The following is a 10412-nucleotide window of genomic DNA, read 5'->3' on the forward strand; positions in this document are numbered from 1 at the left end:
GGTCATTTCTTCCGCCGTGCAACTAACTATGGCGCAAGTATGTCAGAACCAGCGCTTGACCTTGAAGACGACGAACAGCGCCGCGGCGAACAGGACCATCGCGAGGACCGCCAGCGGGTACCCCCACGTCCAGGTCAGCTCGGGCATGTGGGTGAAGTTCATGCCGTAGATCGCGGCGATGAGCGTCGGCGCGAACAGGATGGCCGCCCAGCCGGAGATCTTCTTGGTGTCGTCGTTCTGCTTCTGCGCCGCCAGGGTCGCGTCGACCGTCAGCGCGTTCTGCAGCAGCTGCCGGAAGGTGTCCACCCGCTCCACCGTGCGGATCGCGTGGTCGAGCACGTCACGGTAGCGCCGCTGCATCTCCACGGGCAGGTGGTACTTCTCGGCGCCGCGGTGGATGTTCTCGATCATGTGGATGAGCGGCCGCGCTGCCCGCTGGAAGTCGACGACCTCGCCGAACAGCTCGTAGATCCGGCGGGACACCCCGGGGACCCCGGCGAAGAGCTGGTCCTCGATCTGGTTGATGTCCTCCTCGAGCCCCTCGGTGACAGGACGGTAGTCGTCGACGATCGTGTCCATGAGCGCCCAGAGCTGCGCCTGCGACCCCGCCGTCACCAGACCCGGCTTGCCGCTCATCCGCTGCAGCGCACGCGGGACGACGTTCCGACCCCGCGGGTCGGCCTGCACGACGGCGAGGAAGAAGTCGTCGCCGACGAAGGCGTGCACCTCGCCGAACTCGACCTCCTCGCGGCGGTCGTTGTACAGCGCCGGCTTGAGGACCGCGAACAGCGTGGACCCGTAGCGCTCGAGCTTCGGTCGCTGGTGCCCCTCGGCGGAGTCCTCCACCGCGAGCTCGTGCAGGCCCAGGGCGACGGCGACGTCGCCGAGCTCGACCGGGTCCGGCTGGTACAGGACGATGCAGACAGTGGCCCCCTGCTCCCGCATCATCCGGAAGCTGTCGTCGAGCGAGGGACTCGCGATCGGGGCGATGCGGTCGATGTACACGGTGTTGAGCTCGACGGTCACGTGCCCAACCTACGCACCTGCGGCGGGTGCCTCCGCGCTCAGGCGGCGGATTCGCGCGTCGGGAGCGTGAACGTCCGACCAGCAACGCGCGTTCGCACTCCCCACGGCACCCGGTGTGGGTCGGATCGGGCGTGGCGGGCGCTTCCCGAGCCTCCCGGCCGCCCCCGCTTGCCTGGGTGTCGGCTGCGCGCCGAGGCCGACCCGGGGCCTAGCGTGCAGGTCGACAGCATGCTGACGAAAGGGAAGACGCCATGCGATGGTTCCGGAAGATCGTGATCGCGGCCAGTGCCGTCATCGCCGTGGTGGGCTCGTTCATCGGGTCGGGCGCTGCCGGTGGCACGCCCATCCAGGACGCAGCCGGCGGGGCACTGTCGGCATCGTCGACCGCCATCGCGCCCGGCGGCCCGGCGTTCGGCATCTGGAGCGTCATCTACGTCGGGCTCATCGCGTTCGCGGTGTGGCAGTTCCTGCCCCGCCGTGCCGACCAGGTCCGCCACGACCGGATCGCCGTGCCCGCGACGCTGTCCCTGCTGCTCAACGCGGCGTGGATCCTGTCCGTGCAGTTCGGGTTCCTCTGGGCCAGCGAGCCGATCATCGTCGCGCTGCTCGGGGTGCTCGTCTGGGCGTTCGTGGTCCTGCGGCGCACGAAGCCGTCCGGCATCGTCGAGGCGATCGTCACCGACGGCACGTTCGGCCTCTACCTCGGGTGGGTGTGCGTAGCGACGGCGGCGAACACGGCCGCGGTGCTGACGGCGGCGGGCTTCCGCGGGTTCGGCCTCGGGCAGGACGTCTGGGGTGTCGGGGTGGCAGGGGTCGCCGGGCTCGTCGGGGTCCTCGTGGCGATCGGCGGACGGGGTCGGCTCTCCCCGGCCGTCTCCCTCGGCTGGGGTCTGGCGTGGGTCGCGGTCGCGCGGCTCGACGGGCCGCTCGTCTCCGTGCCGACCGCCGTCGCGGCGATCGTGGCCGCGGCGGCCGCGGTGGTCGTCACCCTCGTGGTGCGGGCCCGCACGGGCTGGTCCGCCGCCCGCTCGGCCTCCGCTGCCCGCGTGAGCTGACGCGCACGCGGCCCGCCCGCCCGCCACACACTGGGGACGAGGCTCGTGCTGCGCGACGAGACTCGGCGTTCTGGGCGCGGGTTCTGTCGCGCAGCACGAGCCTCGTCCGGCCCGGGCCTAGCGCGCGGACGCGACCAGGCCGTGGGCGGCAGCGACTGCGTCGTTCGTGACGCGGCCGTCGTGCACGTTGAGCCCGCGGGCGAGGGCAGCGTCGGACTCCATCGCCGCCGCCCACCCCTGGTCGGCGATCGCCAGGGCGTAGGGCAGCGTCGCGTTCGTCAGCGCGATCGTCGAGGTGCGCGGCACGGCCCCGGGCATGTTCGCCACGCAGTAGTAGACGGCGTCGTGCACGGCGAAGGTGGGTTCGTCGTGGGTGGTCGGCCGCGAGCCCTCGAAGCACCCGCCCTGGTCGATCGCGATGTCCACGAGCACCGAGCCCGGACGCATGTCGGCGACCATCGCGTCGGTGACGAGCTTCGGCGCCGAGGCGCCGGGGATGAGCACCGAGCCGATCACCAGGTCGGCCTCGCGCAGCGCCGACGCGATCGCGTGGGACGAGGACCGCAGCGTCGTGATGCGACCGTCGAACCGGGCGTCGAGGGCGCGCAGCCGCGGCAGGCTGATGTCGAACACGGTGACCTCGGCACCGAGCCCGAGTGCCATGGCCGCGGCGTGCTCGCCCGCGACGCCGCCGCCGATGACCACGACGCGGCCCCTCGGCGTGCCGGGCACCCCGCCGAGCAGCAGCCCGCGGCCGCCGTTCGCACGCATCAGGTGGTTCGCACCGACCTGGGCGGACAGCCGCCCGGCGATCTCGGACATCGGCGACAGCAGCGGCAGGGACCGGTCGGGCAGCTGCACGGTCTCGTACGCGATCGCCGTCGCGCCGGACGCCGTCAGGGCAGTGGTCAGGGCACGGTCGGCCGCGAGGTGCAGGTAGGTGAAGAGCACCTGGCCCGGGCGGATCGAGTCGTACTCGGACGCGACCGGCTCCTTGACCTTGAGCACGAGCTCGGCGTCCGCCCACACCTGCGCCGCCGTCGGCACGACCGTGGCCCCGGCGGCGGCGTACTCGGCGTCGGTGAAGGACGAGCCGTCACCGGCACCGGCCTGTACGAGGACCTGGTGCCCATGGGCTGTGAGCTCGCCGACACCCGCCGGGGTGGCGGCGACGCGGAACTCGTTGTTCTTGATCTCGGTGGGGACGCCGATGCGCATGGCGGACTCCTTCGTGGGCGGTGCGCGGGGTGTCCGCGCTGACCCGACCATCCAGCCACTTGCGTGTGTCCAGCGTGTGACGGCCGAACATCTGGATGACCACGCCGAGATCCGTGCGCCACGATTCGGCAGACGACCCGGAGGACCCGAGTGGGCCCGCGAGATCAGCCCCTGCTGCGGAGGGACTCGCTCGGCAGCTCACCGAAGCGCGCCCGGTACGCGGCCGAGAACCGACCGAGGTGCCCGAAGCCCCAGGCCCGGGCGATCTCGGCGACCGAGACCTCGTCACGGTCGGCGCGACGGAGCTCCGCGTGTGCGCCGTCGAGCCGCACCTGCCGCAGCAGCTCCCCCGGGGTCTGGTCGAGGTGCCGGCGCAGGGACTGCTGCAGCCCCCGCGGGCTGAGCCCAGCGGCCATCGCGATCTCCGGCGTGCCGATCGCCTCTGCTGCGTGGGCGTGCACGAACTCGAGGGCACGGCGGAGTCGCTCGTGCTCCGGGCCGTTGCCGTCCACCGATGCCCGCCAGACCTCGCGGCGCGGGAAGGCGGTGAGTGCGGCGCGGGCGAAGGACTCGGCGATGTCGCGGCGTGCGACGGTGCCGAGCTCGGTGCCGCGGTCGAGCCAGGTCGACGAGTTGCGGCGGACGGCGTCCTGCCACACCCGGATGCCCTCCGCCGACGGTCGCTGCAGCGGTTCGAACGCGAAGTCCGGGTCGCCGGTGAGGGCCGTGACGAACCGGCGGTCGAGCTGCACCATGTTCAGGGAGATGTCGCGGTGGTGCATCTCCCAGGTGTCGCCGACGGGCATGACCACGGGGACGCCGGGCTGCAGGTCGACGTGCTCGCCGCGGTGGGAGAACGAGGTCGACCCGGACCGCAGCCAGATCACGTGGAACTCGTCCTCGGTGCGGCTCTCGCCACGGAAGTCGACGGCGGCCCGCACGGTCCGCAGCGACATGCGCTCGTCGCCGACACCGGAGAAGTCCCACGGGGTGTGCCGTGACGTGCGCCGGACGACGGGCGAGCGGAGGTCGTAGCCCTCGGAGAAGAAGGCGACGGCGTGGTCGATGTCGGTGCCGGCGATCCGGCGGAACCAGCGCGCCCCGGGGCGTTCCTGGGCACTGGCCACGGGCGGGTGCCCACCGGCCACCGGGGACGTGGGAGGGGTGCCGAGCATCATGGCCGTCGGCCGGGTTTCCGTGGAGAGCACCATGCGCGAGAACGTATCGACGACCACCGACAAACGAGCACGCGCGGCCAGATGAGCACGCGCGTCCGGACGAGCACGCGCGTCCGGACGGCACCGCCGGCGTCAGTTCTGCAGGATCGCCTGCCCGATGCTCTCGTCCAGGATCAGGTCGGTCACGAGCCCGGCCGCGAGCGCCCCACGGAGCGACGCGGCCTTGCCCCGCCCGGCGACGACGCAGATCCGCCGCGGTGCGCGCTTGATGATGTCCAGGTCGGGTCCGCCGGCGCGGGCGTTCAGCCCGATGTCCCGCCAGGACCCGTCCGCGCGGTAGAACACCGTCGAGACGTCGCCGACGACACCGGCGCGGGTGAGCTCCTCGCGGTCGGCGGGGTCGAGGTACCCGCCGGAGTAGACGTGCGAGGGCACCGGGGCCTGCGGCGCACCGACACCGAACACGACGACGTCCATCCGCTCGTGCAGGTCGAGCACGCGGCGGATCGACCGCTCGCGGAACAGGGCCTCCTTCGTCGCGGGGTCGTCGAAGAACGCCGGCACGGGGAACTGCTGCACGAGGGCGCCGTACGCCTCGCCGAACCGCCGGAGGATCTCGGACGCGTAGACGATGCCGGTCGTGCGGGTGTTCGCGGCGCCGTTCACCTGCACGACCGTGGACCCGTGCGTGGTCTTCGGCACGAGGAACCGGCTGACGGCGCTCACCGTCGAGCCCCACGACAGGCCGATCACCATGTTCGACTCGATGTACTGCGTCAGGATCCGGGCCGCCGACAGGGCGACCCGCTCCAGGCGGTCGACGTCGCTCGTGTGGTCCGGCACCGGCACGACGTGCGCGTGCACCCCGAACCGCGCGCGGATGTTCCGGCTGAGCGCCGCGGCCTGGTCCAGCGGGGACCGGATCTGGATGTCGACGAGCCCGGTGTCCCTGGCGTGCTTGAGCAGTCGGGAGACCGACGACCTGGACGTTCCGAGCTCGTCCGCGATGGCGTCCATCGTCAGGTCCTGCAGGTAGTACAGGTGCGCGGCGCGCAGCGCCTGCTGCGTCCGCATCGGCTGCCCGGCGTCACTCATCGGGTCCACCACACCAGCGAGGTCGCGACGACCACCGGCGGACTCGCGACGATCGCATGCACATCCATGGAGCCAACCATGCACGGACGTGCACGGCCTCTGCAACCGCGGTCGAGCCTCCAGACCGTGTCGCCGGACGTGCCCACAGACGTGCTGCACGTTCGTGCACGCGAGTTGCCCCGACTTCTCACCAGGCGCACGATCGGTGGAGACCACAGAACCGACCCCAGAAAGCGACGCGTACGCACATGTCGAAGACGACGCAGCCCCGACGCACGGTGACCGACCTCACCGAGCGCCCGAACGCACAGGTCCTCATCGTGGGTGGCGGCATCAACGGCATCGCCGCGTTCCGCGACCTCGCCCTCCAGGGCGTCGACGTCGCGCTCGTCGAGCGCGGCGACTACGCCTCCGGCGCCTCCGCGGCGTCGAGCCACATGATCCACGGTGGCATCCGCTACCTCGAGAACGGCGAGTTCCGCCTGGTGCGCGAGAGCGTGCAGGAGCGCAACGGCCTGATCCGCATCGCCCCGCACTACGTGAAGCCGCTGCAGACGACGATGCCGATCTTCTCGACGTTCTCCGGCATCATGAACGCCCCGCTGCGCATGCTGACGCACAAGCAGCGCTCCACGAAGGAGCGCGGCGCGATGCTCATCAAGATCGGCATGACGATCTACGACTCCTTCTCCCGCGACGGCGGCTCGGTCCCCAAGCACGTCTTCCGCACGAAGAAGGCGGCGCTGGCGGACATGCCGGCCCTCAACAAGGACCTGAAGTACACGGGCACCTACTACGACGCCTCGGTGCACGAGCCGGAGCGTCTGGCGCTCGACGTCCTCAAGGACGGTCTGGCCGCCGGCACCGGGACCGGCTCCGCCGCGACCGCCCGCGCGACCAACTACGTCGAGGCCGTCGGCACCCGCGACGGCGGCGTCCTGCTGCGCGACCGCGAGACCGGCGAGGAGTTCGCCGTCAAGGCGGACGTCGTCATCAACGCCTCCGGGCCGTGGACCGACCTGACGAACCAGGCGTTCGGCGGCGAGACGAAGTTCATGGGCGGCACCAAGGGCTCGCACATCGTCGTGCACAACGACGAGCTCCTCGAGGCCACCAAGGGCCGCGAGCTGTTCTTCGAGAACGACGACGGACGCATCGTGCTGATCTACCCGCTCAAGGGCCGGGTCCTCATCGGCACCACCGACATCGACGCCGACCCGTCGAAGCCGGTCGTGACCACCGACGAGGAGATCGACTACTTCTTCGGGCTCGTGAAGCACGTGTTCCCGCAGATCGACGTCACCCGCGACCACATCGTCTACAGCTACTCCGGCATCCGCCCGCTCCCCCGTCACGAGGACACCGCCCCCGGCTTCGTCTCCCGCGACTACCGCATCGTGGACACCACGATCCCTGGGCTCGGGAAGACGACCGTGCTGTCGCTCGTCGGCGGCAAGTGGACCACGTTCCGCGCCCTCGCCGCGCACCTGTCGACCGAGGCCACGCAGAAGCTCGGCATGCCCCGCAAGGTCGACACGACCGGCATGCCGATCGGCGGCGGCAAGGAGTTCCCGACCACGGACGCCCAGCGCGCCCTGTGGGTCAAGTCGCACCGCGACGGTCTCGACGCCGAACTGGTCGAGGGCCTGCTGCAGCGCTACGGCACCCGTGCCGCAGAGGTCGTGGACGTCCTCACCGACGGGCCGGTCGAGCCGCTCGAGTCCGACGCGGGCCTGACCCGTGCCGAGGTGGCCTACTTCGCCCAGCACGAGCACGCCGTGCACCTGATCGACGTGGTGCTGCGCCGCACGAACCTCGCGTTCGTCGGCGGCGTCACGATCGACCTGCTCGACGAGCTGGCCGACGTCCTCGCCGGTGTCCTCGGGTGGGATGCCGAGCAGCGCGCGGACGAGGTCCAGCACACGCTCGACGTCCTGCGTGAGTCGCACGGCGTGGTCGTGCCCCTGACCGCGTCGGCGACGCACGCCTGATCACGGCCCAGTGACGGACGGGAGGCCCGGTACCAGCTGGTACCGGGCCTCCCGTCCGTCTCGGGGTCGCGTCGCGGACCGTCGCCGCTGGCTAGAACTGCTCGCCGGTCGGGTCCTGCGCGGTCCGGTCGATGAGGTCGTCGCCACCGAGCGGTTCCCCCTCCCAGTCGACGAGGCGCCAGCCGTCCGTCGTCGAGCCCTCGAGCTCGACGACGCCGGTGTTCTCCAGGTGCCGACGCGAGCCGAGGTCGTGCGGCACGTTCTGCGCCGTCGTCGCGGCCCAGATCCGGATCGCGGCGCCGTGGCTGAACGCAGCGACGACGTCCGCACCGCTCGCCTCGACCTGGGCGATCGCGTCGTCGTAGCGGTCGAAGAAGTCCTCACCGGTCTCGGCGCCGGGCATCCGGGCCTCCCGCTCCCCGGACGCCCAGGCGTAGCACGTGGCGAGGTAGCGCTGCACGGAGACGTGGTCGCGCTGGCCCTGCAGGTCGCCGGCCTCGATCTCGCGGAGGCCCGGCAGCACCACGGGCTCGAGGCCGAGCGCCTCCGCCAGCGGCGCCGCGGTCAGCTGCGTCCGGAGCATCGACGACACGAAGACCCGCTCGATGCCGCGCTCGGTGAGGGCTGCCGGCAGCGCCTCGGCCTGCTGCTGCCCGAGCTCGGTGAGTCCTGGCCCTGGGACCTCGGCGTCGAGGACACCGGTCACGTTGGCGGGGGTCTGGCCGTGGCGGATGAGCAGCAGTCGCATGCAGCCACCCTACGGAGGCGCCTGTGTCGGCGCCGCCGGGCTGCGCACGCCCCCCGCCCGCGCCCGCTCCCGCCCCCTCCCGACTCGGAACGACAACATCGGTGTCGTACGACACCGATGTTGTCGCGGACACGTGCGGCCCGAGCGCGGCGCGACAAGGTCGAGGTCGTACGACAACGACGATGTCGCTCGAGTCGAGCCGGCCGGACGCGCCCGCACCGGACGCCCCCTACGATCGGGCCATGGCGATCGAACCCGACACGAAGAACTGGACCTGGGTCATCGAGACCCCGTGCGCCGACTGCGGCTACGACGGCAGCGCGACGACGATCCGCGACGTGCCCGGCATCGTCGAGGCGAACGCCACGGGCTGGCCCGGCGCACTGCTCCGCGAGGACGCCCGGCAGCGCCCGGACGAGGACACCTGGTCGACGCTCGAGTACGGCGCCCACGTGCGCGACGTGCACGCGAAGATGACCGAGCGCCTGACGCTCATGCTCACCGAGGACGCCCCGACCTTCCCGAACTGGGACCAGGACGCCACTGCGGAGGAAGCCCGCTACGCCGAGCAGGACCCGGCCACCGTCGCCCGCGAGCTCGGCGCCGCTGCCCACCGCGCCGCCAAGGCCTTCGACGAGGTCCGCGACGACCAGCTCGAGCGCACCGGACTCCGCTCCGACGGCAGCACCTTCACGGTCGCGACGCTCGCCGTGTACTACGCGCACGACCCGGTGCACCACCTCTGGGACGTCCGCCGGACCCACACCGACCAGATGTAGGCCGGAGCGCCGGCCCGGTGCAAGCTGGAGCGCCCGCGCGTCAGGCCAGCGCGTCGAGCAGTGCCCGCGCGGTCGCCGCGTCCGACACCAGCTCGTTGACCAGTCCCCCGCGGACCGCGCCGATGATGCTCGGCACCTTCGCCTCGCCCACGGCAACCCCAACGGCGTGCGGCACGGCGGCGAGGACCTCGCGCGAGGTCCGCACCATCCGGTCACTGCCCGGGAACTCGATCGGCGACCCGTCGGGGGCGTAGAAGTTCAGGCAGACGTCGCCGGCGGCCAGGTCGAACGCCCGGTCCTCGACGGGGATGCCACGGGCCAGGGCGTCGCGCGTCGGGGTCGGCGCACCGATGCCGAGCACGGCCCCCTTCGCCCGGCTCCAGAGCCCGATGACGTGCTGGAACGCAGGGTCCTCGTCGAGCGAGGCACGCATCGCCTCGGACGGCAGCGCCTGCGCGAAGAGGAACGCCGGGATCGCGCCCGAGTGCTCGGCGGCCGTCCGGGTGATCTCGTTCGTCTGGAACCACGGCATCGGGTCCGCCTGACCGCCGACGGTCGGGACGAGCTGCACGCCCGGCAGCTGCGGCATCCCCCCGCGGGCGACGTCGTACACCGTCCGGCCCGAGGACATCAGCACCGCGTCACCCGGGACCAGCGCCATGTCCTCCAGCGCGGCGGCGAGCGGCACGGCGAGGTCGGCACCGAGCGTCGTGGTGTGGGTCACGGCGGCCAGGTGCACCGCGTGCAGGCCCAGCACGACCTGCAGGCGTTCGGCCAGCGCGACGGTCTCGTCCTGGAACGGGTCGACGACCTCGATGCGCACGAGTCCGGCGCGGCGGGCCTCGGCGACGAGTCGTGACACCGTCGGGCGGGAGACCCCGAGCCGAGCGGCGATCTCGACCTGGGTGGCGTCCTCGAGGTAGTACATCCGCGCGGCTTGGTAGACGGTGTCGAGCGGGAAGCGACTGCGCGCGGAGTCCGGGGCGGGCATCTCGTCGGACATGCTGCGATCGTAACGCCCCCATCGTCCAGAAATTGTGTTCTGTACATTTGTTCTGAGCGGTGTACAGTCGTGGTCGAACCACTGCTGACCAACGGAGGACCCAGCGCATGTCGACGACGACGGACACCACCACCCCGACGGACACCACCGATCCCGCCATCCCTGCGACGATGCGGGCGGTCGTGGTGCACGGCCCCGGGGACTACCGCCTCGAGACCCGACCCGTGCCCACCCCGGGACCGGGGGAACTGCTGCTCCGCACCGACGCCGTCGGGATCTGCGCCTCGGACCTGAAGTGCTACCACGGCGCCGCGAAGTT

The 10412-nt window shown here is 71.7% G+C and carries 9 protein-coding genes and 1 pseudogene; 4 read left to right on the top strand and 6 right to left on the bottom strand.

Features of this window, described 5'->3' with window-relative positions; all coding sequences use genetic code 11:
* Positions 1-42 precede the first annotated feature (42 nt).
* Entirely contained in the window at positions 43-1026 is a 984-nt protein-coding gene (locus ITJ54_RS08740; RefSeq protein WP_194627318.1) for a magnesium and cobalt transport protein CorA, read from the bottom strand.
* A 251-nt stretch (positions 1027-1277) separates the two neighbouring features.
* Here ITJ54_RS08740 and ITJ54_RS08745 point away from each other — a divergent pair, with 251 nt between their 5' ends.
* Positions 1278-2081 carry a tryptophan-rich sensory protein gene (locus tag ITJ54_RS08745; protein WP_194627320.1) on the top strand — a complete coding sequence of 268 codons (804 nt, stop codon included), beginning with the start codon at positions 1278-1280 and terminating at the stop codon, positions 2079-2081.
* A 117-nt stretch (positions 2082-2198) separates the two neighbouring features.
* Here ITJ54_RS08745 and ald read toward each other — a convergent pair whose 3' ends face one another.
* The 3 genes from ald to ITJ54_RS08760 all read right to left on the bottom strand — a co-directional run bounded on the left by ald (position 2199) and on the right by ITJ54_RS08760 (position 5572).
* Positions 2199-3299 carry an alanine dehydrogenase gene (gene ald, locus ITJ54_RS08750; RefSeq protein WP_194627322.1) on the bottom strand — a complete coding sequence of 367 codons (1101 nt, stop codon included), beginning with the start codon at positions 3297-3299 and terminating at the stop codon, positions 2199-2201.
* Positions 3300-3463: 164 nt separating this feature from the next.
* A complete protein-coding gene (locus ITJ54_RS08755; RefSeq protein ID WP_194627324.1) occupies positions 3464-4510 on the bottom strand; it encodes an AraC family transcriptional regulator in 1047 nt (348 codons plus the stop codon).
* 99 nt (positions 4511-4609) lie between these two features.
* Entirely contained in the window at positions 4610-5572 is a 963-nt protein-coding gene (locus tag ITJ54_RS08760; RefSeq protein WP_228508762.1) for a sugar-binding transcriptional regulator, read from the bottom strand.
* 248 nt (positions 5573-5820) lie between these two features.
* Here ITJ54_RS08760 and ITJ54_RS08765 point away from each other — a divergent pair, with 248 nt between their 5' ends.
* Entirely contained in the window at positions 5821-7563 is a 1743-nt protein-coding gene (locus ITJ54_RS08765; RefSeq protein WP_194627326.1) for a glycerol-3-phosphate dehydrogenase/oxidase, read from the top strand.
* A gap of 91 nt (positions 7564-7654) precedes the next feature.
* On the opposite strand, the gene ITJ54_RS08770 is transcribed toward ITJ54_RS08765, so the two are convergent.
* Positions 7655-8311 (bottom strand): histidine phosphatase family protein, encoded by a 657-nt coding sequence (locus tag ITJ54_RS08770; protein ID WP_194627328.1) that lies wholly within the window; start codon positions 8309-8311, stop codon positions 7655-7657.
* A gap of 242 nt (positions 8312-8553) precedes the next feature.
* Here ITJ54_RS08770 and ITJ54_RS08775 point away from each other — a divergent pair, with 242 nt between their 5' ends.
* Positions 8554-9090 carry a DinB family protein gene (locus ITJ54_RS08775; protein ID WP_194627330.1) on the top strand — a complete coding sequence of 179 codons (537 nt, stop codon included), beginning with the start codon at positions 8554-8556 and terminating at the stop codon, positions 9088-9090.
* Between the two features lie 40 nt (positions 9091-9130).
* Here the strand turns inward: ITJ54_RS08775 and ITJ54_RS08780 are convergent, their stop codons facing one another.
* On the bottom strand, positions 9131-10093 hold the full coding sequence (locus ITJ54_RS08780; RefSeq protein ID WP_228508764.1) for a sugar-binding transcriptional regulator: 963 nt from the start codon (positions 10091-10093) through the stop codon (positions 9131-9133).
* 107 nt (positions 10094-10200) lie between these two features.
* Between ITJ54_RS08780 and ITJ54_RS08785 the strand changes: the two are divergent.
* A pseudogene (locus tag ITJ54_RS08785) lies at positions 10201-10412 on the top strand (erythritol/L-threitol dehydrogenase); the annotation flags it as partial.

Source organism: Curtobacterium sp. VKM Ac-2865 (assembly GCF_015350905.1).
In the GTDB taxonomy this organism is placed as follows: domain Bacteria; phylum Actinomycetota; class Actinomycetes; order Actinomycetales; family Microbacteriaceae; genus Curtobacterium.

Bases quoted from the DNA above. Each gene is read 5' to 3' on its own strand.
- ITJ54_RS08745 (WP_194627320.1), top strand. From the start codon at position 1,278: ATGCGATGGTTCCGGAAGATCGTGATCGCGGCCAGTGCCGTCATCGCC.
- ald (WP_194627322.1), bottom strand. From the start codon at position 3,299: ATGCGCATCGGCGTCCCCACCGAGATCAAGAACAACGAGTTCCGCGTC.
- ITJ54_RS08755 (WP_194627324.1), bottom strand. From the start codon at position 4,510: ATGGTGCTCTCCACGGAAACCCGGCCGACGGCCATGATGCTCGGCACC.
- ITJ54_RS08760 (WP_228508762.1), bottom strand. From the start codon at position 5,572: ATGAGTGACGCCGGGCAGCCGATGCGGACGCAGCAGGCGCTGCGCGCC.
- ITJ54_RS08765 (WP_194627326.1), top strand. From the start codon at position 5,821: ATGTCGAAGACGACGCAGCCCCGACGCACGGTGACCGACCTCACCGAG.
- ITJ54_RS08770 (WP_194627328.1), bottom strand. From the start codon at position 8,311: ATGCGACTGCTGCTCATCCGCCACGGCCAGACCCCCGCCAACGTGACC.
- ITJ54_RS08775 (WP_194627330.1), top strand. From the start codon at position 8,554: ATGGCGATCGAACCCGACACGAAGAACTGGACCTGGGTCATCGAGACC.
- ITJ54_RS08780 (WP_228508764.1), bottom strand. From the start codon at position 10,093: ATGTCCGACGAGATGCCCGCCCCGGACTCCGCGCGCAGTCGCTTCCCG.